The 22,674-nt window shown below is 58.0% G+C and carries 26 protein-coding genes and 1 tRNA gene; 8 read left to right on the top strand and 19 right to left on the bottom strand.

Annotated features, from left to right (window positions below; translation table 11 throughout):
* Both ACIPIZ_RS24525 and ACIPIZ_RS24520 read left to right on the top strand, forming a co-directional pair.
* A partial coding sequence (locus ACIPIZ_RS24525; protein ID WP_401167937.1) for an RNase A-like domain-containing protein occupies nt 1–533 on the top strand: 533 nt, incomplete at its 5' end.
* Nucleotides 523–825: a contact-dependent growth inhibition system immunity protein gene (locus tag ACIPIZ_RS24520; protein ID WP_105709312.1), complete on the top strand. Its 303-nt coding sequence runs from the start codon at nt 523–525 to the stop codon at nt 823–825. The genes ACIPIZ_RS24525 and ACIPIZ_RS24520, both read left to right, overlap by 11 nt.
* A gap of 140 nt (nt 826–965) precedes the next feature.
* On the opposite strand, the gene ACIPIZ_RS24515 is transcribed toward ACIPIZ_RS24520, so the two are convergent.
* The 4 genes from ACIPIZ_RS24515 to ACIPIZ_RS24500 all read right to left on the bottom strand — a co-directional run bounded on the left by ACIPIZ_RS24515 (nt 966) and on the right by ACIPIZ_RS24500 (nt 2,698).
* Entirely contained in the window at nt 966–1,133 is a 168-nt protein-coding gene (locus ACIPIZ_RS24515) for a hypothetical protein (RefSeq protein ID WP_163005296.1), read from the bottom strand.
* A gap of 123 nt (nt 1,134–1,256) precedes the next feature.
* Nucleotides 1,257–1,673: a YMGG-like glycine zipper-containing protein gene (locus tag ACIPIZ_RS24510; protein WP_064391240.1), complete on the bottom strand. Its 417-nt coding sequence runs from the start codon at nt 1,671–1,673 to the stop codon at nt 1,257–1,259.
* 137 nt (nt 1,674–1,810) lie between these two features.
* Nucleotides 1,811–2,182 (bottom strand): glycine zipper domain-containing protein, encoded by a 372-nt coding sequence (locus ACIPIZ_RS24505; RefSeq protein WP_064391239.1) that lies wholly within the window; start codon nt 2,180–2,182, stop codon nt 1,811–1,813.
* A 327-nt stretch (nt 2,183–2,509) separates the two neighbouring features.
* On the bottom strand, nt 2,510–2,698 hold the full coding sequence (locus ACIPIZ_RS24500) for a hypothetical protein (protein ID WP_064391238.1): 189 nt from the start codon (nt 2,696–2,698) through the stop codon (nt 2,510–2,512).
* 238 nt (nt 2,699–2,936) lie between these two features.
* Here ACIPIZ_RS24500 and ACIPIZ_RS24495 point away from each other — a divergent pair, with 238 nt between their 5' ends.
* A complete protein-coding gene (locus ACIPIZ_RS24495; protein WP_150647131.1) occupies nt 2,937–3,230 on the top strand; it encodes a hypothetical protein in 294 nt (97 codons plus the stop codon).
* Nucleotides 3,231–3,286: 56 nt separating this feature from the next.
* Here ACIPIZ_RS24495 and ACIPIZ_RS24490 read toward each other — a convergent pair whose 3' ends face one another.
* On the bottom strand, nt 3,287–3,607 hold the full coding sequence (locus tag ACIPIZ_RS24490; RefSeq protein WP_064391236.1) for a YbjQ family protein: 321 nt from the start codon (nt 3,605–3,607) through the stop codon (nt 3,287–3,289).
* Nucleotides 3,608–3,750: 143 nt separating this feature from the next.
* Nucleotides 3,751–3,840 (bottom strand) — tRNA-Ser (locus tag ACIPIZ_RS24485).
* Nucleotides 3,841–4,135: 295 nt separating this feature from the next.
* Here ACIPIZ_RS24485 and ACIPIZ_RS24480 point away from each other — a divergent pair.
* The 3 genes from ACIPIZ_RS24480 (at nt 4,136) to ACIPIZ_RS24470 (ending at nt 6,872) form a co-directional block, all read left to right on the top strand.
* Nucleotides 4,136–4,825, top strand: a complete 690-nt coding sequence (locus ACIPIZ_RS24480) for a crotonase/enoyl-CoA hydratase family protein (protein ID WP_064391219.1) — start codon at nt 4,136–4,138, stop codon at nt 4,823–4,825.
* Between the two features lie 218 nt (nt 4,826–5,043).
* On the top strand, nt 5,044–5,766 hold the full coding sequence (locus ACIPIZ_RS24475; RefSeq protein ID WP_064391218.1) for a 1-acyl-sn-glycerol-3-phosphate acyltransferase: 723 nt from the start codon (nt 5,044–5,046) through the stop codon (nt 5,764–5,766).
* 134 nt (nt 5,767–5,900) lie between these two features.
* Entirely contained in the window at nt 5,901–6,872 is a 972-nt protein-coding gene (locus ACIPIZ_RS24470; RefSeq protein WP_064391217.1) for a magnesium and cobalt transport protein CorA, read from the top strand.
* Between the two features lie 85 nt (nt 6,873–6,957).
* Here the strand turns inward: ACIPIZ_RS24470 and ACIPIZ_RS24465 are convergent, their stop codons facing one another.
* The 3 genes from ACIPIZ_RS24465 to ACIPIZ_RS24455 all read right to left on the bottom strand — a co-directional run bounded on the left by ACIPIZ_RS24465 (nt 6,958) and on the right by ACIPIZ_RS24455 (nt 11,154).
* Complete coding sequence (locus ACIPIZ_RS24465; RefSeq protein ID WP_401167928.1) at nt 6,958–7,680, bottom strand: amidotransferase; 723 nt, start codon at nt 7,678–7,680, stop codon at nt 6,958–6,960.
* A 99-nt stretch (nt 7,681–7,779) separates the two neighbouring features.
* Nucleotides 7,780–9,924, bottom strand: a complete 2,145-nt coding sequence (locus ACIPIZ_RS24460; protein WP_401167926.1) for a 3-hydroxyacyl-CoA dehydrogenase NAD-binding domain-containing protein — start codon at nt 9,922–9,924, stop codon at nt 7,780–7,782.
* Between the two features lie 24 nt (nt 9,925–9,948).
* The gene (locus tag ACIPIZ_RS24455) at nt 9,949–11,154 is read right to left on the bottom strand and encodes an acetyl-CoA C-acetyltransferase (RefSeq protein WP_401167923.1); all 1,206 of its coding nucleotides are present in this window, start codon (nt 11,152–11,154) and stop codon (nt 9,949–9,951) included.
* 587 nt (nt 11,155–11,741) lie between these two features.
* Between ACIPIZ_RS24455 and ACIPIZ_RS24450 the strand changes: the two genes are divergently transcribed.
* Nucleotides 11,742–12,563: a cytochrome c gene (locus ACIPIZ_RS24450; protein ID WP_064391213.1), complete on the top strand. Its 822-nt coding sequence runs from the start codon at nt 11,742–11,744 to the stop codon at nt 12,561–12,563.
* A 119-nt stretch (nt 12,564–12,682) separates the two neighbouring features.
* Here the strand turns inward: ACIPIZ_RS24450 and ACIPIZ_RS24445 are convergent, their stop codons facing one another.
* The 10 genes from ACIPIZ_RS24445 to ACIPIZ_RS24400 form a co-directional block, all read right to left on the bottom strand.
* Nucleotides 12,683–13,486, bottom strand: coding sequence for a transglutaminase family protein (locus ACIPIZ_RS24445; RefSeq protein WP_122853692.1), 804 nt, complete (start codon nt 13,484–13,486; stop codon nt 12,683–12,685).
* On the bottom strand, nt 13,483–14,433 hold the full coding sequence (locus ACIPIZ_RS24440) for an alpha-E domain-containing protein (RefSeq protein WP_007914063.1): 951 nt from the start codon (nt 14,431–14,433) through the stop codon (nt 13,483–13,485). Before ACIPIZ_RS24440 ends, ACIPIZ_RS24445 begins: the two co-directional genes overlap by 4 nt.
* A gap of 12 nt (nt 14,434–14,445) precedes the next feature.
* Nucleotides 14,446–15,855 (bottom strand): circularly permuted type 2 ATP-grasp protein, encoded by a 1,410-nt coding sequence (locus ACIPIZ_RS24435; RefSeq protein ID WP_007914061.1) that lies wholly within the window; start codon nt 15,853–15,855, stop codon nt 14,446–14,448.
* Between the two features lie 501 nt (nt 15,856–16,356).
* Nucleotides 16,357–16,704, bottom strand: coding sequence for a ribonuclease E inhibitor RraB (locus ACIPIZ_RS24430; RefSeq protein ID WP_008080948.1), 348 nt, complete (start codon nt 16,702–16,704; stop codon nt 16,357–16,359).
* 210 nt (nt 16,705–16,914) lie between these two features.
* Nucleotides 16,915–17,148, bottom strand: coding sequence for a hypothetical protein (locus ACIPIZ_RS24425; RefSeq protein WP_064391211.1), 234 nt, complete (start codon nt 17,146–17,148; stop codon nt 16,915–16,917).
* A gap of 249 nt (nt 17,149–17,397) precedes the next feature.
* Nucleotides 17,398–18,273, bottom strand: coding sequence for a polyamine aminopropyltransferase (gene speE, locus ACIPIZ_RS24420; RefSeq protein ID WP_016982904.1), 876 nt, complete (start codon nt 18,271–18,273; stop codon nt 17,398–17,400).
* Between the two features lie 230 nt (nt 18,274–18,503).
* Nucleotides 18,504–18,695, bottom strand: coding sequence for a PLDc N-terminal domain-containing protein (locus ACIPIZ_RS24415; RefSeq protein ID WP_007914053.1), 192 nt, complete (start codon nt 18,693–18,695; stop codon nt 18,504–18,506).
* Between the two features lie 71 nt (nt 18,696–18,766).
* Complete coding sequence (locus ACIPIZ_RS24410; protein ID WP_105709317.1) at nt 18,767–19,297, bottom strand: hypothetical protein; 531 nt, start codon at nt 19,295–19,297, stop codon at nt 18,767–18,769.
* Between the two features lie 131 nt (nt 19,298–19,428).
* Complete coding sequence (locus tag ACIPIZ_RS24405) at nt 19,429–19,947, bottom strand: ankyrin repeat domain-containing protein (protein WP_064391209.1); 519 nt, start codon at nt 19,945–19,947, stop codon at nt 19,429–19,431.
* A 97-nt stretch (nt 19,948–20,044) separates the two neighbouring features.
* Nucleotides 20,045–21,883, bottom strand: coding sequence for a long-chain-acyl-CoA synthetase (locus tag ACIPIZ_RS24400; RefSeq protein WP_401167915.1), 1,839 nt, complete (start codon nt 21,881–21,883; stop codon nt 20,045–20,047).
* Between the two features lie 390 nt (nt 21,884–22,273).
* On the opposite strand from ACIPIZ_RS24400, the gene ACIPIZ_RS24395 reads away from it, so the two are divergent.
* Complete coding sequence (locus tag ACIPIZ_RS24395; RefSeq protein ID WP_008080936.1) at nt 22,274–22,552, top strand: DUF3509 domain-containing protein; 279 nt, start codon at nt 22,274–22,276, stop codon at nt 22,550–22,552.
* Nucleotides 22,553–22,674 lie beyond the last annotated feature (122 nt).

The raw sequence follows: 22,674 nt of genomic DNA, 5'->3' as shown, positions 1-22,674 counted from the left end.
GGTATCTGACGCCGGATCCCATCAAGTTGGCCGGTGGGTTGAATCAGTACCAGTACGTGCCGAATCCGACGGGGTGGGTGGATCCGTTGGGGTTGGCTTGTAATCCATGTCCGGGAGCAATACAAGCTGATGGGCCCTATAGTGAGATAGTGCCGGGGGGTGGACTGAGGGCAAATGATTCTCGGGGCGGGCATGTTTACAAAAAACATGTTGAACGCTCTGAGGCGCAGTTAAGAGATAGGTTAAAAGCAGAGCCAAACATACCCATTGCCTCCACATTTCTCACTAGGACCGAAGCCGAATCCGCCATATCACGCGTGATCAAAAACAATCAGAACAAGATAGATAGCTTTCTCAAAGGTAAAGGAAAAAAGTTTGTTATCAATGAACCTACAACTGCCCCGGCAGGCGTAGGTGTTATTCGGCAGAGCGGAAAATTGGAACCGCTATTCAGCATTAGATTGATAATCCAGCGTGAAGAAAAAACACCACTCGGCTATTTTATTTTGACAGGATTCGTAAATGACAAATGATGACCTCCCTGAGCTTTTCCAATTCCTCGGCGCATATTTTCATGAAGATTGGATGTGTGAGTCCGCACTGGCAGACGATATTATCAAGTCGTTCATAGCAGATTCCGAGAAGGCGACACTACTCAATGTAGTAAAAGAAATTGAAGCATTATTGGCATTAAACCTTACGGAAAATGACTTACGAAACTTTCTACTGAAAGAAATAGGGTGTTGTTATTGCTACTGGCACGAATGGCCAAATGGGAACGAATGGCTGGAGCACGTTAAGTTTTTACTGGAAAAACAGGAGTAACCGGTTGATCGTTAGCTTCTGTAGGTCCATTCCGACTAAACAACTTTCGAATCACCACTAATTTCTCAAGGGCCTGAAAAACACAGGCCCAGTAGTGGTCGGTTCAGGTCATCAACAGACGTGACCTGAAAGGCATCTGTTCACTGCTCATCCTCATCCTCTTCATACTCCATATCCGCCTCATCCGAATCATTCAACGGCACCGTCGCATCATCCATCAACGACCCCGGATCCTCATTCCCCGGATCATTGATAAACGGCAGCCCACTCGGGCCTTTTTCTTCCTTGCCTTCGGTTTCGGGAGTCATGGCATACCTCATCATTTCGGGGGAGTGTATGAAGTTCGAAAAGTCCTACGGCCAATCGTTCCTGAGTCTGACCGGCAAAAACGAAAAACCCGGCACGAGGCCGGGTTTCTGCTGAACCGCTTATCAATGATGGCGGTTCTTGTGTTTGTTCTTGTGCTTGTGGCCGCCCGAATGAGATCCGCCATCGTCACCCAGGTTATTGCCGACCGCACCACCCGCCGCGCCGCCCAATCCTGCACCGACCGCCGAACCGGTTGATCCGCCCAAGCTATTGCCGACCACTGAGCCACCTGCGGCGCCGAGGCCACCGCCAATGGCGGCTTCGGTGCGATTATGTTTATTCGCCCCGACCGCACTGCCAGCCGCGCCACCCACCCCGGCACCGACCGCCGCGCCGGTGCTACCGCCCAACTGTCCGCCGACCACGTTGCCCAGCACGCCGCCGAGTCCACCTCCGACGGCTGCCGAGCCATCTCCGGCAGCCATTGCGCCTTGCGCCACCAGCAATCCGAAAAACAGTGCAGATAATGACAATCGCATATGAACCTCACAGTTCCCGAATCGGGACAGTCCGCCCAAACAAGGGCCTATGTGAGATTGGAGGCACCTTTGGGAAAAACGTTCAGCAACGAAAAAGCCCGGCATCGAGCCGGGCTGTTTCTGCGAGACGATCAGTCTCAGTGACGCTTGTGGCCTTTGGACAGGTTGCTGCCGACTGCGCCGCCGGCTGCACCGCCGAGGCCAGCACCAATGGTCGCGCCGGTCTTGCCGCCGAGGCTGTTGCCAATCACCGAACCGCCCGCCGCACCGACACCACCGCCGATGGCCGCTTTGGTACGGCTTCCCTTGCGCGCCGCCAGTGCGCTGCCCGCCGCGCCCGCGACGCCGGCACCCACTGCGGCACCGGTGCTGCCGCCCATTTTCTGACCGAGCACATTACCCAACGCGCCACCCAGGCCACCGCCCAGCGCAGCCGTGCCATCGCCGGCAGCCAATGCACCTTGAGCAACCAGAAGCCCTAGAACCAGAGCAGGCAGAGTTAAACGCATGACAAAAACCTCAAAAAATGGGATGACAAAATGGGCCGGGATTTAATGCGCTCGGCGCACAAAAGTCCAGACGCAAGCACAGGCTCGCGCGCACTCGGCGCCGATTGGACAGCGATTCTGCGAAAGGTTTTATGACAGGCAAAAAAAAGCCCGCTGGGGAGACGGGCTGGAGACTTGCTTTCTAACGGATGGCTTCACCCTACTTTGCCCGACGTGAAAAGTTTGTGAAAAAAACCCAGCAACAACTCGATCACCTGTAGGACGCTTCCCAATCCATTCGTCAGACACAAAAAACCCCGCTCAAAGACGGGGTTGTTCGCAAAATGCTTACTTTCTGGCTCTCACGGTAACCTTGGGCAGAAATTTCGCTTTCGGTCCCTTCGGTGGCGTCGATTTGATCTTGCCGGTCAGCACTGGATCCTCGCCAAAGCCTGCCTGGTATTCGGTCTGGCCGCACCGCACGCAATTGTTGAAGGAAAATTCAGCGCCATCGTCTTCGATATACGGATCAGTCATACCTTCGCCTCTTCGCCACAGGTCGACACCGGCAAAACCTTTCTGCCTGAAAAATATCGACCTCCCAGGCTTTTGAGACTAGTCGGTCATTCCTGGACTTGTTATTCAGATCCGCTGATGCCCGACGAATGGCCTAGGAAAATTAAACACGGACATGGGCCATTGATCCCACAGGGCTAAAGAATTCCACCGACAGGCCGTTGCCCTTTTTCACACAAATGAATCTCAAGGAGAGAACATGCAAATCAACGGATTTTCAAACCTGCCCGTCGTAAAGCTCACGGACGAACAAATCGCAGCCGGCAAAGCCGGGGCGGAAAAACTCAAGGACAAGATTGCTTCCGGTGAAATAACCATCAAACAACCAGGTCCGGATACGCCGGTTCTACAGCCTGGCGTCATTTACCATCCGAGCCAGCCGGTGCAGCCGGTGCAGCCGGGTCAACCCTCCGACACGCCTGCGCTTGTCGCTATCGACACACCGCTGACCTATGACAATAAAGGGCTGGTGATCCTCAAGCCGCAGGGCTGAGCGCCAACCAAAACAGCCCATTCGATTCTGAATGGGCTCACAGGCCTGATAGCAAATTAGCGCAACTTCACCGCCGTGCCGGTCGCAAATACCACAACCATTCCGCCTTTGCCGCCAGGCATGCTGATCTCGAAATCCACCCCGACCACCGCATCTGCCTGCAGAGCCTGGGCTCGCTCGCGGAGTTCTTCCGTCGCCTGAACGCGAGCTTCCTTTAAAGCCCGCTCCAGGGTCTGCGAACGGCCACCGAAAAAGTCGCGCATACCGGCGAACATATCGCGAATCACATTGACGCCCTGCACCGATTCCGCGCTGACGATGTCCAGGTACGCAGTGATCTGACGGCCTTCAATCGCGTGAGTGGTGGAAATGATCATGGCATGTCGTCCCTTTACTGAAAAATAAGCCCGCGATTGTAATCGGTCACAGCAGACATCACTGCGCAGCCAATAAAATCCAGACGCCAGAAACCACAAAACCCCTGACTTCTTTCGAAATCAGGGGTTTTGTGTACTGAATGTGGCGGTGAAGGAGAGATTCGAACTCTCGATACAGTTTCCTGTATACACACTTTCCAGGCGTGCTCCTTAAGCCACTCGGACACTTCACCGCATCTCTTCAAACATGTTCTGTCTGTCGAGGCGCGCTAATGTAGTCGAAAGCTTTTCCGATGGCAAACTTTTTTTCAGAATTTTCATGCGGTTAAGCGAAAAAGTGGTTTTGGCCGCGGACGGGCCATGGCAAACCGGCCAATCTTTGGTAATGGCGCCTCTTCTATATAGAAGGAGAATGGCGTGCTGCGCCGGGCGGGGCTGAAAACGGTGACTGGCGGGTCAGTCACGGCGCTTTACCTGGCTGGCGTCGGTGGGTAACGTCTGCCCATCTTTCTTACAAGGAATAGCGTCATGAGTGAGTTGATTTCCTACCACCTCGAAGACGGTATCGCGACCCTGACCCTGAGCAATGGCAAGGTCAATGCCATTTCCCCGGACGTGATTGCGGCGTTTAACGCGGCGCTGGATCAGGCGGTGACTGATCGTGCCATCGTGATCATTACCGGTCAGCCGGGAATTCTGTCCGGCGGCTATGACCTGAAAGTGATGACCGCCGGCCCTAAAGAAGCGGTGGCGCTGGTGACTGCCGGTTCGACTCTGGCGCGTCGCCTGCTCTCTCACCCGTTCCCGGTAATTGTCGCTTGCCCGGGCCATGCCGTGGCCAAAGGCGCTTTCATCCTGCTGTCCGCCGATTACCGCATCGGCGTCGATGGCCCGTTCAGCATCGGTCTGAACGAAGTGCAGATCGGCATGACCATGCACCACGCCGGTATTGAGCTGGCCCGTGATCGTCTGCGTCGTTCGGCGTTTCACCGCTCGGTGATCAACGGCGAGATGTTCGATCCGCAAAGCGCCGTGGATGCCGGCTTCCTTGACAAGGTGGTTTCCGCCGAGGAGTTGCAAGGCGCCGCTCTGGCTGCCGCACGTCAGCTGAAGAAGATCAACATGCTCGCGCACAAGAACACCAAGCTGAAGGTGCGCAAAGCGCTGCTGGAAACCCTGGACAATGCGATCGTTCAGGATCAGGAGCATCTGGGTTAATCCCCAAAACTCTGCGGCGAAGAACAGCCCGACCATCGTGTCGGGCTTTTTCTTGCACGCTCGATTGAAAATCGCTGTAGCGGCTCTAGGACGGCACTGACGAGCCGCTTGGAAACATGCGCTTAAACATCGCCTATCTCCGCACTCTATAGCGGCAATTGCCGAAAACAGTGCACATCCGTACACTGCGCCACCTTTTGTCCCGGTGGGGCCTGAAAATGCTGTTCGTGTTTCGTATGTTATTGATGGGCCTGCACTTTATTCTGGCAGGCGTACTCGGGGTGATCCTCGGGATCTGCCGCCCGTTCAATCCGGACAACAGCCGTTTGTGCGCCCGCCTCTACGCATTGCCAGCCATGTGCATTTTGCGCCTGCGGGTGAAAACGGATGTCAGCGGCCTGATGAACAAGCCTGACAGCTGCGTGATCATCGCCAACCATCAGTCCAACTACGATCTGTTCGTGTTCGGCAACGTCGTGCCCCGTCGTACTGTGTGTATCGGCAAGAAGAGCCTGAAGTGGGTGCCTCTGTTCGGCCAACTGTTCTGGCTGGCGGGCAATGTGTTGATCGACCGGGGTAATGCGCAAAAGGCACGGCAGTCCATGCTCACGACAACCAACACTCTGCAGAACGAAGACACCTCGATCTGGGTGTTCCCCGAAGGCACACGCAATCTCGGCGAAGAGCTGTTGCCGTTCAAGAAAGGCGCGTTCCAGATGGCGATTGCCGCTGGCGTGCCGATCGTTCCGGTATGTGTCAGCAGCTACATCAAACATATGCACTTGAATCGCTGGCGCAGTGGGAAAATCCTCATACGCTCGCTGCCGGCCATTCCTACCGCCGGATTGACGATGGACGACATGCCCATGCTCATCGATCAGTGCCGCGAGCAGATGCGCGAGTGCATCGAATCGATGGATCGGCAGTTGCAAGCTGCCTGAAAATGAAACCCGCCCTGTGCGGGTTTTCTTTTGCCCGCTGAACTGTGCAGATTTCACTGACTCTCAAGCAGCGACACGGCTAAGCTGAAGCCTTGCATTCCCTGCCATCTGCCAAGAAGAAGTGAATCACCACCATGGGTCGAGTTGTTGCTGCTGCGGTGTACAGCGAAGGTAAGAAAGTCACCAATATTTCCCTTGATGAAGGCGCGGCCTGGGCCGCAAAAACCGGCCACTTTGTCTGGATCGGCCTGGAAGAGCCCGACGCGCGCGAGCTGTCCAACCTGCAACGTCAGTTCAACTTGCACGAACTGGCCATCGAGGATGCGCTGGAAAAACACAGTCGGCCAAAGCTGGAAACCTTTGGCGACGCTTTGTTTATCGTCACCTACTCGCCCATCCGTGAAAACGGCGTCCTGCAGTTCATTGAAACGCACATCTTCGCTGGCAAGGGCTACATCATTACGGCGCGCAATGGCCACTCGGCGTCCTACGCCCATGTCCGCCAACGGTGTGAGGCGCGTCCGCTGTTGCTGGAGCATGGGGAAGATTTCGTACTGTATGCGCTGCTGGATTTCGTTATCGAGAATTATCAGCCGGTCGGTGAAGCGATCCATGCCGAGATTGATGAGCTGGAGCGTAACGTGCTGTGTAGCGCATTAAACGAGCGTGACATTCAGAAGCTGCACGGTTTGCGCCGCGACGTTGTGCGCCTGCGCCGGTACGCGGCACCGATGGTGGAGATTGGCGAGGAATTGCAGAAGCTGAGCTTCCCGTTTATCGACAAGAACATGCGCCCGTACTTTCGCGACGTGCAGATCCACGTGACACGGCAGATGGAAGACCTGAGCACCTTGGCCGACATTGCCAGCCAGACCATCGAAATTGGTGTGCTGCTTGAGGCGTCACGCCAGAGCGTGGTGCAGCGCAAGTTCGCTGCCTGGGCGGCGATTCTGGCGTTTCCGACGGCGGTGGCGGGGATTTACGGGATGAACTTCCAGAACATGCCGGAGCTGAGTTGGCATTACGGCTATTTCGGTGTGCTGGGGTTTATTACGGTGGGGTGTGTGAGTTTGTGGGCGAGTTTCAAGAAGTCGGGGTGGTTGTAGAAAAGCAAAAAGATCGCAGCCTTCGGCAGCTCCTACAGGGTTTCGGTGTAGGAGCTGCCGAAGGCTGCGATCTTTTGATCTGCTATTAAGCGACCTCAGGCTTATGCGCCACAAAGCGCATCATCCACTCTGCAACCGTGGCGCCGTGATGCTCCTGCTCCAGGCTCGCGACACCTTTGCTGTAAATCTGCGAACCCAGCGCTTCCTGACGCAAATCCAGCAAGGCCCGGGAGTAATCGTGGATGAATTCCGGGTGCCCCTGAAAGCACAGCACCTGATCGTTGATGTGATACGCCGCAAACGGGCAGAAATCGCTCGAAGCAATGACCGTAGCGTTTTCCGGCAGCGCAGTGACCTGATCCTGATGGCTGATCAACAGCGTCAGTTCTTCACGCACCGGGTTCATCCACGGCGCCTTGGCAGCCAGTTTGTAATTGTGAGTGCCGACGCCCCAGCCCTGAGTCGCACGCTCGCTCTTGCCACCCAGCAGCAATGCCAGCAATTGATGACCGAAGCACACGCCGAGCAGCTTGTCGCCGCGCTCGTAACGGTTCAGCAGGTATTCCTTGAGGGTCTGGATCCACGGATCGGTGCCAAACGAATCGGCCTTGCTGCCGGTGACCAGGTACGCATCGAAGGTTTGATCGTCGCTCGGGTATTCGCCTTGCATCACGTTGTAGACAGTGAACTCGGAGGCGATCGGCTGCTGCGAGAACAGGCGCTGAAACATCTGCCCGTAACCCTGATATTGATCGACCAGTTCCGGACGCAGGATGTCGGTTTCCAGAATGCAGATGCGTAGCGACATAAAAAATACCTGACACGTGATGGGAATAATGAACACCCCAGAGCCTGCCTTGAAACACCCTGGCAAGGCAAGCCCCGAAGTGCTCGCTCCCCGCTCCCCTTAGAACATTTCACCTTTTGCGGCTTTATCCAGCAGCAGCGCCGGCGGTGTGAAGCGCTCGCCATACTGCTCGGCCAGATACTGCGCCCGGGCGACGAAATCCTTCACCCCATACTGATTGATGAATTGCAGCGCACCGCCAGTCCACGCGGCGAAACCGATACCGAAGATTGAGCCGACGTTGGCGTCCGCCGTCGAGGTCAACACGCCCTCCTCCACGCAGCGCACGGTTTCGATGGCTTGTATAAACAGCAAACGATCACGCACATCCTTCGGCGAGATTTGCCCGTCGGCCCTCTCGAAACGCGCCCTCAGTTCCGGCCACAAATGCTTCTGGCCTCCCGCCGGATAATCGTAGAAACCGCCACCCGCGGCCTTGCCCGGACGCTTGTATTCGTTGAGCAGCAAGTCAATCACGGCGAAAGCCGGGTGCTCAATCAGCGGTTTCCCTTCCGCTTGTAGGTCCTTGGCCGTTTGCTTGCGGATATGGCTCATCAGACTGAGGGAAACTTCGTCAGAGATCGCCAGAGGCCCGACCGGCATCCCGGCCTTGCGCGCTTCGGTCTCGATCATCGGCGCGCTCACGCCTTCGCCAAGCATCGCGATGCCTTCATTGGTGAAAGTGCCGAATACGCGTGAGGTAAAGAAACCGCGACTGTCGTTGACCACGATCGGGGTCTTTTTGATTTGCAGGACGAAATCGAAGCCGCGCGCGAGGGTTTCATCGCTGGTCTGCGCGCCTTTGATGATTTCCACCAGGGGCATTTTTTCCACTGGGCTGAAGAAGTGCAGACCGATGAATTTGCTTTGATCCGGCACAGCAGTCGCCAATCCAGTGATCGGCAGTGTCGAGGTGTTTGAAGCGATGACCGCTTGCGCGCCGACAACCTGCTGGGCAGCAGAAGAAACCTTGGCCTTGAGTTCGCGATCCTCAAACACCGCTTCGATGATCAGATCGCATCCAGCCAGATCCGCATCGTTCTCGCAGGGTTTGATCCGTGCCAGCACAGTCTCACGCTGTGAGACTGTCATCTGGCCGCGAGCGACTTTCTTGTCCAGCAACGCCGCCGAATGGGCTTTGCCTTTCTCGGCCGCCGCCAGGTTGATGTCCTTGAGCACCACATCTATACCGGCCGAAGCACTGACGAAAGCGATCCCGGCCCCCATCATCCCGGCACCGAGCACGCCGACCTTCTGCGTTTTATACGGCGCAAAACCCTGTGGCCGCGAGCCACCGGCGTTGATCTCGTTGAGCTGAAACCAGAACGTGCCAATCAGGTTTTTTGAAATCTGCCCGGTGGTCAGTTCGGTGAAATAACGGGTTTCGATCAAGTGCGCGGTGTCGAAATCGACCTGAGCGCCCTCAACCGCCGCACACAGAATCTTCTCCGGCGCGGGCATCGTGCCTTGGGTCTTGCTACGCAGGATCGACGGCGCAATCGCCAGCATTTGCGCGACTTTCGGGTTCGACGGCGTGCCGCCAGGAAGCTGATAGCCCTTCACATCCCAACGTTGTACCGCTGCCGGATTGGCAACAATCCAGGCGCGAGCCTTGGCCAGCAGTTCATCGCGATCCGCCGCCAGCTCATCGATCAAACCAGCCTGCATCGCCTGCTGCGGACGGACTTTCTTGCCTTCGAGCAGATATGGCAGCGCTTTCTCGATGCCGAGCATGCGCACCATGCGCACCACCCCGCCGCCGCCCGGCAACAAGCCAAGGGTCACTTCCGGCAGACCGAGCTGCACCGCTGCATCATCCAAAGCCACGCGGTGATGACAGGCGAGACAGATTTCCCACCCGCCACCCAGTGCTGCGCCGTTGATCGCCGCGACCACCGGTTTGCCGAGGGTTTCCAGAGTGCGCAACTGACCTTTCAGGGTCAGTACCATGTCGTAGAAGGCTTTGGCTTGCGGCTTGCCGACCTTGATCAGTTCATTGAGGTCGCCGCCGGCAAAGAAGGTTTTTTTCGCTGACGTAATGATCACACCAGCAATAGTGTCTTTTTCGGCGACCAGCCGGGCGACACACCCGGCCATGGCCTCGCGGTACACGGCGTTCATGGTGTTGGCGCTCTGGCCCGGCATGTCGATGGTCAGCACGACGATAGCGTCCTGGCCTTTTTCGTAACGAATGGCTTCGCTCATAACAAGGTTCCTTGAATACGGGGCTCAGAGGCGTTCGATGATGGTGGCAATGCCCATGCCGCCGCCGACGCACAGCGTCGCCAGGCCATAGCGCAGGCGCCGCGCGTCCAGTTCATCGAGCAAGGTGCCGAGGATCGCGCAACCGGTGGCGCCCAGCGGGTGGCCCATGGCGATGGAGCCGCCGTTGACGTTGACCTTCTGCGGGTCAACGGCCATGTCCTTGATGAACTTCAACACCACCGAGGCAAACGCTTCGTTGACTTCGAACAGGTCGATGTCTTCCACGCGCAGGCCAGCCTTGGCCAGCGCTTTGCGCGTGGCAGGCGCAGGGCCGGTGAGCATGATGGTCGGATCGGTGCTGGTGACTGCCGTGGCGACAATTCGCGCCCGAGGTTGCAGGCCCAGCGCGCGGCCCTTGGCTTCGGAACCGATCAGCATCAGCGCCGCACCGTCGACAATCCCGGAACTGTTGCCCGGCGTATGCACGTGATTGATCCGTTCGACGTGGCTGTAGACCCGCAGCGCGGTTGCGTCGAAGCCCATCTGGCCGATCATTTCAAAACTCGGCTTGAGCTTGCCCAAGCCCTCAAGCGTCGATTCGGCACGAATGAACTCATCGTGATCGAGCAGAATGATGCCGTTCTGATCCTGCACTGGCACCAGGGATTTGTTGAACGAACCATCGGCCCGCGCCCGTGCGGCTTTCTGTTGCGAATGCAGCGCGTAGGCATCGACATCCTCGCGGCTGAAGCCTTCGAGTGTAGCGATCAAATCCGCACCGACACCCTGCGGGGTGAAGTGGCTGTGCAGGTTGGTCTGCGGATCCAGCGCCCAGGCGCCGCCATCGCTGCCCATCGGTACCCGCGACATCGACTCGACGCCGCCAACCACCACCAGGTCTTCGAAACCGGAGCGCACTTTCATCGCGCCGAGGTTCACCGCTTCCAGCCCCGAGGCGCAGAAGCGGTTGATTTGTACGCCGGCCACGCTGACGTCCCAGTCGGCCACTTGCACGGCGGTTTTCGCGATATCGGAGCCCTGATCGCCAATCGGCGTGACGCAACCAAGGACCACGTCATCGACCTGACTGGTGTCCAGCGCGGTGCGCGTTTGCAGTGCGGTCAGTAAACCGGCAACCAGGTTCACCGGTTTGACACTGTGCAGGGCACCATCGGCCTTGCCTTTGCCGCGCGGCGTGCGTAACGCATCGAATATCAAAGCTTGGGTCATGACGTCCTCGAACCAGTGCGGGGTGAGTGATTTCCTGAGGCTCCACTCTTGCCCCGAGCAGCCATTGATTCAATGACCACAGCGCTCAATGCGCTTGACCCGCACGCTCAGACGGACGGTCATCATGCCTTGGGTGAACCGGTTCAGGTCGGCGAGTTGTCTAGCAAGCGGGCGGCAAAGAAGCTGGCAATACGCCTCATGCCTTTTTAATCGCAAATGACAACGGCTCCATATGAAATGGATCTAAGCCAAGCGTGACGCGGGCCCTAAGGTAGTACTTGTACGTCAGAGTCGTCGGGTTTTGCCGAGGCCGGCGTCCTTCAACAGGAAGTGCAGCGCTTGCCGTCATGGATATGCAGGCAGGCATCAGGAAATAACAATAAAGGCGGTCAAGCCATGTTCAAACAACCGAAAGTTCGTCAAGCAGGGCTCATTCTTTTCGCCACGACGCTGTTGCTGATTTTGCCGAATTTGACCAAGGTAATCGGCTGAATCGAGCGGCAGGTGCTATCTATCGCCACTGAAAATATGACTGGCCCGCTACCCGGGCCAGCGTGGCTGTGCCAACCTTTGCGCACTCCCACGACATGGACGGCGATCATTTGAAAGCGCTCATTGTGTTCGCGGCCATGCTGCTGAGCATGCCCTTGTCTGCCGCCCAGCTGCAATTGCAGTTGGGCGCAAACAGCCGCACCTGGCAGACCGAGGAATTGCTCAAGCATCCTCAGGTGCAAACCCTCACGATTAAAAACGATGTGTCCTACAAGAAGGACATGACCTATCGCGCCGTGCCCATGGCCGCGCTGCTCACCGGAATCAGACCCGACGATCACCTGCAAGCGGTGGCGCTGGACGGCTTCGCCGCAGAACTGGCCGCTGCGCCGCTACTCAACAGCCAAGGCTCGCGAGCCTGGCTGGCAATCGAAGACCCAGCCCAGCCGTGGCCGCCGTTGTCCGAAGGCAAGCACAGCGCCGGGCCGTTCTATCTGGTGTGGACTGACCCGCAAGCCGGCAATATCAGCCCCGAGCAATGGCCGTTCGAAGTGGCGAGCATCAAGCGCATGGCGCCGGTGGCTGAGCGCTTCCCTGCCCTGTTGCCGGATCCTGCGCTGAAGGCGGATGATCCGGTAAATCTAGGGTTTGCGCTGTTTCAGAAGAATTGTCTGGCGTGTCACCGTTTGAACGGTGCGGGGGATGCCCAGTTCGGGCCGGATTTGAATATTCCGTATAGCCCGACTGAGTATTTCGGGGTGGATTTCTTGAAGCGCTACATTCGTGATCCGCAGAGTTTGCGTCAGTGGCCGCAGGCGAAGATGCCGGGGTTTTCGGTAGAGGTGTTGCCGGAGGGGGATTTGCAGATGTTGATCGGGTATTTGCAGCATATGGCCGGGCGCAAGGTTAAGCCCTGAGCACATTTCCTTGTAGGAGTGAGCCTGCTCGCGATAGCGGAGCGTCAGACACTGATAATTCAACTGTCAGACCGCTATCGCGAGCAGGCTCACTCCTACAAAGGTTTTGTGTGAACCCGTTACTGTTGTTGGACGGAGATGATCGGGGTCGGCGAGACGAACACTTTCGCGTGCATCTGCTCACACCCACCGCCCCGGCGCATGCCGCGCACCGGGCAGGCATCCAGATAATCCAGACCTACCGCCAGCTTCAGATGCCGTTCCGGCCGCGCCAGTTCGTTGGTCACATCAAAGCTGTACCAGGCGTCATCCAGCCAGGCTTCCGCCCAGGCATGGCTGGCCAGATGCTCGCAATCCTCGCTGTACAAGTATCCCGACACGTAACGCGACGGAATCCCGAGGCTGCGTGCGCACGCCAGAAACGCGTGAGCGTGATCCTGACAAACACCCGCACGCCCGGCGAAGGCCTCAGCGGCGCTGGTATCGACCTCGGTTGACCCCGGCGTGTAAGTCATGTGCTGATTCAAGCCGTGCATCAAATCAATCAGCGCCGTGCGATCCCGTCGCTGCTTGCAGGATCTCTCGGCGAACGTGCGCAATGCCTCGTCGGCCTCGGTCAAGCGGGTAAAGCGCAGGAACGGCAGCGCCGACTGGCTCTCATGCTCGGCCTCACGCAATTCGTCGATATCGACCTGACCGCGCGCGCCAATGATGATCGCTTCATGGGGCTCGTCCATGGTCAGCACGTGCAGGATGTTGCCGAAAGGGTCGAGCTGCGCGCGCACCGGACGCGGCAGGTCGAGCTGCCAGCTCAGCACGTGTTGACGCTCGCTGTCGTGGGGTGTCAGCCGCAGGTACTGGATGCTCGCCCGCACCTGATCTTCGTAGTGATAGGTGGTCTCGTGGCTTATGGAAAGTCTCATGCAGCCTCCAGGTAGGAACTGTGAATGGCGTTGCCCAATTGGCGCACCAGCGGGATGAATTCAGTCAGCCAGGCGTGCAGGCCTTCTTCGAGGATTTCGTTGATGCCGGTGTAGCGCAGACGTGCGTCCATTTCTGCCGCCAGACGCTGCGCGGGGCGACCGTTGGCGCCGGGCAACTGCGCGAGGATCTGGTCGATCTCTTCGGTGCAGGCCCTCAGCGAACGCGGAACATCGGCACGTAACAGCAGCAACTCGGCGACGTGACGGGCGCCTGGCGCATCACGGTAGATTTCGGTGTAAGCCTCGAATGACGACAGTGCACGTAACAGCGCACTCCACTGGTAATACGCGTGGGCCGTGCCATCGCTGACCGCTTCGGCTTGATCGCCGGCCATTTCATAACGTGCATCGAGCAGTCGCAGCGTGTTGTCCGCGCGCTCGATAAACGTACCGAGGCGGATGAAGCGAAACGCATCGTTACGCATGATCGTGCCGTAGGACGCACCACGGAACAGGTGCGAACGCTCCTTGATCCACTCGCAGAAACGGCTCATGCCGTAGCGACTCAGGCCCTGCTCGGCGATCCCGCGAATCTCCAGCCACGTCGCGTTGATGTTCTCCCACATGTCCGCGGTGATGCGCCCACGCACTGCATGCGCACTGGCCCGCGCGGCGCCGAGGCAGCTGTAGATGCTCGCCGGATTGGCCGCGTCGAGGGCAAAAAAGTGCAACAGGCGCTCGGCATGCAACGCGCCGTGACGCTCCAGATAATCATCCAGGGTGCCGGTGATCAGCAGCGGCATGGCCAGTTCGTGCAGACCGTCGCCGCGACCGTCCTGCGGCATCAGCGACAGCGAATAACTGATGTCGAGCATCCGCGCGAGGTTTTCCGCCCGCTCCAGGTAACGCGACATCCAATACAGATCCGAGGCAGTTCTACTTAACATGGCAAGCTTCCTTCAATCCTCGACCACCCAGGTGTCCTTGGTTCCGCCGCCCTGTGATGAGTTCACCACCAGAGAGCCCTCACGCAGCGCCACACGGGTCAAACCACCAGGCACCACACGGGTTTCGCGCCCGGACAAGACAAACGGGCGCAGGTCGATATGGCGCGGCGCGATGCCGTTTTCGACAAAGGTCGGACAGGTCGACAGTGACAGCGTCGGTTGCGCGATGTACGCGTGCGGCTTGGCCTTGATGCGCTCGCGGAAGGCGTCGATTTCCGCCTTCGTCGACGCCGGCCCCACCAGCATTCCGTAACCGCCGGAACCCTGGGTTTCCTTGACCACCAGATCTGGAAGATTGGCGAGCACGTGGGAAAGTTCAGACGGGTTGCGGCATTGCCAGGTCGGCACGTTTTTCAGAATCGGTTCTTCGTCGAGATAAAACCGGATCATGTCGGTGACAAACGGATAGACCGACTTGTCGTCCGCCACGCCGGTGCCGATGGCATTGGCCAGTACCACATTGCCGGAGCGATAGGACGACAACAGCCCCGGCACGCCGAGCATCGAGTCCGGGTTGAACGCCAGCGGGTCGAGGAATGCGTCGTCGAGCCGGCGGTAGATCACGTCCACCGCTTTCGGCCCGTCGGTGGTGCGCATGAAGACTTTGTCGTCACGCACGAACAGATCCGCGCCTTCGACCAGTTCCACGCCCATTTCCCGGGCAAGAAACGCGTGTTCGAAAAACGCACTGTTGAAGCGCCCGGGCGTCAGTACCACCACGCTCGGGTCATCTATCGGGCTGGAGCTTTTCAGGGTGTCGAGCAGCAGGTTGGGGTAGTGATCGATCGGCGCGATACGCTGGGCGGCGAACAGCTCCGGGAACAGGCGCATCATCATCTTGCGGTCTTCGAGCATGTAGCTGACGCCGCTCGGCGTACGCAGGTTGTCTTCGAGCACGTAGTAGGTGCCGTCGCCATCGCGCACCAGATCGACGCCAGAGATGTGCGAATAGATATCACGGTGCAGATCCAGGCCTTGCATCGCCAACTGATATTGCTCGTTGGCCAGCACCTGTTCGGCAGGAATGATCCCGGCCTTGATGATGCGCTGCTCGTGATAGAGGTCGGCGAGGAACATGTTCAACGCCTTGACCCGCTGGATGCAGCCGCGCTCGACGATCCGCCACTCGCTGGCGGGAATGCTGCGCGGAATGGTGTCGAAAGGAATCAGGCGCTCGGTGCCCTGCTCGTCGCCATAGAGCGTGAAAGTGATCCCGGCGCGATGGAACAGCAAGTCAGCCTCGCGTCGCCGTTGGGCCAGCAGCTCGTCAGGCGTGTCGGCCAGCCAGCGGGCGAACTCCCGATAATGCGGGCGAACCTGGCCGCCGGCATCGTACATCTCATCAAAATAGGTGCGGATCATGCCGTACTCCTTGTCACCCGGACATACAGGCCTTCGCAAGGCCCGTGCCATCGGCATAAACGCTTTGATTTCAATCGGTTGGATATTCAATTCGCAGGCACCGCACCATTCCTGTGCGGCAAATGCCCCAACCGGATTGCCCCCGCTTCATTGCGACGCACTGCATCGCCTATCACCAGCATAGTCAGAGTTGATTTCACTGCCCGGCACTGCCTGCGGATAATCCGCGCATTCGCTGCAAAACTTCGCCGCGCTCAGCGCCTCGAAGTCGCCAGCTCAACTGATCTGGACTGCCCTCGCAGCCCGCCCCGCTGTAACCCTGACCGGTTTCCTCTCCTTATCGGTCTTCCCTTTTAGCCACCCTCTCCGGTGGCTTTTTTTTGCCTTTTGGAAATGTTTTGAAAGCAAAAGCAAAAGATCGCAGCCCCCGACAGCGCCTACACCGATCACCTGTAGGAGCTGCCGAAGGCTGCGATCTTTTGATCTTCTATCTGTAAAAATTCAATTCAACCGGTGGCGGCTACGCACCTCCTGTTTCACCCCCCACCCCTCGATTATCCCGCCCAAGGGCTCGACCACTGCCGAAAAGCCCTGCTCGAAATCGCCAATATCGTCATACGTCGCGTACATCACTTTGCTCAATTCCAGCGCCCACGCACCGTCATCACGCACGCTGACCTGGGCATTGATGGATTCACCGCGAAATTTGCCTGCCGCCCTGCGCGCCCGCTCCTCGTCCGGGAAAATGGCGTAGAACTCGATGGGATGGAACCGGGAAAAATCGAAACCGCCTTCTTTCATGCGGCGCAGAACATTGCTGCTGATGTCTTCTTGATAGGCTGTGCTCATGAATCGTCCCCCTCGCATAGATGGATAGACTTTCCGTATTCCCGCCCCGGGCCTTTGGCCTAAGTACTACGGCAACGTGGTTGCACGCGGGAAACAAGCATGTAGCTGACAAGACCAGACCTTAGCGATCCGTTCGCTGATCTCGCTTGCAGAGTAGCCCCAAGTTAGAGCCGCTGCCAAGGTCTGGTGTGAAAGGTGACAGGAAGAATGTCAGACGGGAGTGATGCTGCGGATTTCGATGCTGTTCTGGGTTTTCAGGCTTTTCACGCCAGCATCGGCGGTGCGCCCTTCCAGATCGTTCAGGTCCAGTTCGGCGGCAACGGGCAAAAGCCGTGCCTTGATCAATCGAGCGGCCTCATCGTCGCTGGGGCATTCCGCGCGCTCGAACACCTCATCGACAATTTCACCATGATCGTCCACGAAAGTGACTTTCCACTTTTGCATCGGTGCCTCCTCGATCAAACCCGCAAATGGGCTTACACCTATCTCGACTTATACGCCGGGGGTTGGTTCAAAAGGATTACAGCGGACGGAGATGAAAAGAACGACATCTGTCACTGTAGGAGCTGCCGCAGGCTGCGATCTTTTGGGACGCAGAGCGTCCCCGGCTGCATTCCCACGCAGAGCGTGGAAACGATCAACAGTCCGATTTCGCGAGCAGGCTCGCTCCCACAGGGGTATTGCGGTGTTTTTTTAATCGTTGCTTGGCTTGTTGATCGCCTGCAGCACGTACTGTGGCAAGGCGAACGCGCCGATGTGGATTTCCGGGTTGTAGTAACGGGTGACGATGCCGCTGCCGATGAAGCGCTGTTGCAGGGTTTCACGGCTGAGCTTGCGGTAGGCCGGGTTGGTCGAGCCCCAGGCGAAAGTCATCGAACCGCCGATGTAGGTCGGCACGGCTGCCTGGTAGAAGTGCCAGTCCGGGAACAGGCTATTGAGGCGACCAGCGGTGGTTTTCACTTCGTCGATCTGCATGAACGGCGTGCCGTTCTGGGTCACGAGGATGCCGCCTTCATTCAGGCAGCGATGGCACGCCTGATAGAAGTTCTCCGAGAACAGCACTTCGCCCGGGCCGATCGGGTCGGTGGAGTCAGAAATGATCACGTCGAATTTTTCGGTGGTGGTGGCAACGAAACGCATGCCGTCGTCGATCACCAGATTCAGACGTGGATCGTCGTAGGCGCCGCTGGAGTGGTTCGGCAAAAATTCTTTGCACATGTCGACCACGGTGCCGTCGATCTCGACCATGGTGATGTGCTCGACACCAGCATGCTTGGTCACTTCACGGAGCATGCCGCCGTCACCGCCGCCGATGATCAGCACGCGCTTGGCGCTGCCGTGGGCGAGGATCGGCACGTGGGTGAGCATTTCGTGGTAGATGAATTCGTCGGCTTCGGTGGTCTGGATCACGCCGTCCAGCGCCATGACACGGCCCATGCGCGGGTTCTGGAAGATCACCAGATGCTGGTGTTCGGTGCGCACTTCGTGCAGCAGTTTTTCCATGCGAAAACGCTGGCCGTAGCCTTCGTAGAGGGTTTCCAGGTACTCGCTGGTCTTGGTGACGGTCATGGTGAAGTGCTCCGATGAATGCGCGGGCGTCAATCGTGGGGACGATTGCCCGGGAAAGGCGCGCATTCTACGTTGCCGAAGATGACAGGTCGAACCTCACTTCATCGGCAAACCACAATCCTTGTAGGAGCTGCCGAAGGCTGCGATCTTTTGACGTTGATTTTTAAAAGCAAGATCAAAAGATCGCAGCCTTCGGCAGCTCCTACAGGGGTATTGCGGTGTTAGCTGATTCAGATCCGCACGTTGCCCCGCGGCCCGGCAATCGCCCAGATGATCAGGCCCAGTACCGGCAGGAGGATGATCAGCAGCACCCAGACGATTTTCATCCCGGTGGTGGCGCCGCTTTTCAGCACATTGATGATGGCCCAGATGTCGAGGGCGAGGATGATCAGGCCGATCAGACCGTTGAACGTGGAACCCATGGTGTCGCTCCAGAATAGTGGCATGCACTTTTAGGATAGACGGTCGGGCGCAGGGTTCCCTTTTATTGCGTTCAGACGTGAACGGCGATCTTCAAGGCTTCCAGCGATGGCGCGGCGGCGATGCCGACTTCGGCGCACAGTTCCAGCACGCGTGGCACGTCGTTGCCGTAAACCAGCACCATTTGCAGTTCGTCGTCGAGCAACTGGCTGAAGTTCATCAGCGTGTAGCCGCCGTTTTCCTTGTTCATGCTGCTCATCTGCACCTGGATGCGGTTGAGGGCGGTCAGCGCTTCGGTCTTGGCCAGTTGCTTGGGCTTGAGGTTGAAATCCACGCCAGGGCCGAACGAGGCAACGATCTGTGCAAACAGATCAACGTAGGTGTCGGCCTGGAACAGCACGGTTTCCGGCAAGCTGCCAACCACCACCCACTCGCCCAACGGGATCGGGAAGCTGTCGTCGTAGTTGATGTCCGGATTGGCGGTCAGAAAGGCGTCGGTATCGGCGTAGGCCTGCGCCGCTTCGTCGGCCACGTTCAGGATCTCGTCCTCGCCCATGCAGCCGGAGCTGATTTTGCTGATGAGTTCGACGAGTGCGGCTTTCATGAGGGCAGATCCTGTGGATTTGAATTTTGAGGGCGCGGAGGATAGCGCACAAAGCAAAAGATCGCAGCCTGCGGCAGCTCCTACAAGGGATCAGTGCAGGAGCTGCCGCAGGCTGCGATCTTTTGACCTTATCAGGCCTGGAGTTTTTCCAGTTGAGCGGTGGTATCGACGGCACCCATGGTGCGCGCCGCATCCAGTGCGGTCACGCCATTGGCGTCCTTGGCCTGCGCATTAGCACCCTTGCTGATCAGGTAATCAACGATTTCAACACGGTTGAACATCGCCGCCATCATCAGCGCAGTCCGGCCATCGAAAGACGAGCCTTCAATCTCGGCGCCCGCCTCGACCAGCGCCTTGACCACCGCCAGATCGCCTTTGAACGCCGCACCGGCAATCGGGCTCTGGCCGTTGCCATTGCGCATTTCCGGGTCAGCGTTGTGCTTGAGCAGTACCTGCACCGCATCGACATGGCCATAGTAGCTGGCGAGCATCAGCAGCGTGTCGCCTTTGCTGTTCTTCAAGTTCACCGGCAAACCGGCCGTGACCAGGCGATCGAGCATCTCGGCATCACCGTCACGCGCCTTGTTGAAAACCTGCTCGGTGAATTCAGCAGCTTCCTCAGGGGTCATCTGGCGGCTTTGGTCGGACATGGGGCAACTCCACTTTCGGTCAATCGGAAAGCCGACAGTTTCCCGAGCGCGACGGACGCTGTCACCCCCTTTCTCTCAAGTCCAGCCATAGCCAGAATCAATAACGGTATTTGCCTTGATGAATGTCGGCCAACACTTCATCGGTGACCTGCACGTAGGTTTCGCTGCCCGGCAGCCAGGCGAAGATCGGATCATCCCCCGTCTGGCCGGGGTCGAAACCTTCGTTTTTCAGGCGGGTTTTCTGATACTTGAAGGTGCCGGTGGTTTCCATCTTCACCTTGACCCGCAGAAACAACGGCACCGCGTAAGCCGGCATACGCTGGCGCGCAAAACTCAACAATTCGGCAAAATCCAGGGTGGCCAGAGATTCCGCCGGCGTGATCGCGGCCATGCCTGCGCGCCCGTTGGTATTGTGCACTTCCACGCCGTAAGCCACGGCCTCGGAAATGAGCGGGTGTTGCAGCAGCAGGTTTTCCACTTCCGTGGTGGAGACGTTCTCGCCTTTCCAGCGGTAGGTATCGCCAAGGCGATCAACAAATTGCGCATGACCGAAACCAATGTTGCGCAACAGATCGCCGGTGTTGAAGAAACGGTCGCCTTTGCTAAACACGTCGTGAAGGACAACCTTGGCGGTTTTCTGTGGATCGGTGTAGCCATCCAGCGGCGCTTTCTCATCGATCCGCGCCAGCAACAGGCCCTGTTCGCCCTTGCCGACCTTGCGCATGAAGCCGTCCTCGCTGCGCAGCGGCTCGCCGCTGTCGTGATCGTAAGCCACCAGCTCCCAGGCCATCAGCGAGAAACCGATGGTGTTGTCGAAGTTGAGGATGTTGGTGAAACCGATGTTGCCGTCGCTCGCCGCGTACAGCTCACAGATGTGATCCACCGCGAAGCGCGTCTTGAACTGCGCCCACGCACCGGGGCGCAAGCCGTTGCCGATCATCTTGCGCACGTCGTGGCGGTTGTCGTCGGCACTGGCCGGTTGATCGACCAGATACCGGCACAACTCGCCGACGTAGCCGATGGTCGTCGCGCGATAGCGGCGCACGTCGTTCCAGAACTGGCTGGCGCTGAACTTGCGGCGGATCGCGAAGCCCGAAGCGCCGTTAACCGCCGAGCCCCAACACACGCACAGACCGGTGGCGTGATACAGCGGCAAGGTGCAGTAGACGACGTCTTCGGGTCCCATATTGAGGGCGATCATGCCGAAACTGGCGGAACTGCGCATCCAGCGCCCGTGCTTGAATACCCCGGCCTTGGGCAGGCCGGTGGTGCCGGAGGTGTAAATGTAGAAACACGGATCGTCGAAGAAGATCTGCTGGCTGCTCGACGGATTCTCACTGGATGCGTCGGCGCTGACGCTGATCAGATTGACGTAGCCTTCGGGCGCAATGCCCGGATGACTGTAGGTGTCCTGATCGGCGACAAACCAGGTGCGCGCTGCCGTGATCGCCACTTGATCGCGAATTGCCGCATAAGCCGGAACCAATTCTTCGCCAACGACAATCGCTACCGGCGCCACCAGATTCACACTGTGGATCAATGTGTCGCGGGTTTGTGAGGTATTGAGTAGCGCGCTGACCGCACCGACCTTGGCCAGCGCCAGGATGGTCACCAGCAATTCCGGGCGGTTTTCGATGAACACCGCGACCACATCGCCCTTGCCGATGCCCTGCCCGTTCAGATAGTGGGCAATGCGGTTCGCCCATTGGTTGACCTGCGAATAGGTCAGCGCGACGTCACCGTGCAATAACGCCGGCCCGTCGGGATTGCGCAGCGTCGCTTGCTCGAATGTAAAGCCAAGGCCACAGCTTTGGGTCGGATCCGTGACGTTGGCCACCTTCATGCCCTTGACCACCCGCGGGATGGCTTTGGCAATCATCGGCAGTTTGCGGAGCATCATGCTCCAGGTAATCGTGTCGCTTGGCGCGTGACGCATGGAAGCTCCCCGTTCGACCTTGGCGTGCAGGCCGATGTTTTTATTTTTCGGGCTTTGGCTTGAAGCAACCGACGCATCCGAGCGCAGGTCGAGATCGAAAATACGTCAGCGCTTCTCGGGCTGTACACGCGGTTTTTGCAATGTTTTGTATCCGCCGACCTGCCGGGACTCGCAGTGATCCTCAACAGAACGATTGGTTCCGCAGGATCGACCACAATCCCTCAAAATGCAGGATGCACGATGGCCATTCATGCAGATTGCACGACACCCTGAATTTTAATAGTTTTTAAACCATTGATTTATAACGATATTTTTATTTTCAAATGCTGGCACAATCGCTGCAACCTCCTCTGCATGCTTGCCATTCAAGTGCATACGGAGCTGAAAGACATGAGCCTGATCCAAGAAAAATTTACCTCGCTGTTCTCCAACTTCGACGTCACCACTGCGCCACGTCCCGATGGCGGGATTCTGCTGACTCTGCGCAGCAGCGACGGCAAAGTGTTCAAGCGCGCACTGACTTATCAACAACTGCATGCCGGCGACCAACTGTCGTGGGCGATCAGTGCAATTCGCCGTGACCTGGCTGAACAAGCCAGTGAACTGCCGCAAATTGCCATGCTGCAGAGCCAGCAGCGTTTTGCGCTGCCGACTTATCACTCGCTGTAACGCTTAAACCGCTTTAAACGAAACAGGCCGTGGAGCTCTCGCTTCACGGCCTGTTTTTTTGTGCGCGATTTCTATCGTGATCGCGAACTCTTTGTAGGAGCTGCGGAACGCTGCGATCTTTT

The sequence above is a fragment of the Pseudomonas sp. NPDC087690 genome, from assembly GCF_044743175.1.
Taxonomy (GTDB): Bacteria; Pseudomonadota; Gammaproteobacteria; order Pseudomonadales; family Pseudomonadaceae; genus Aquipseudomonas.
This window is presented reverse-complemented; position numbering and strand designations above follow the sequence as displayed.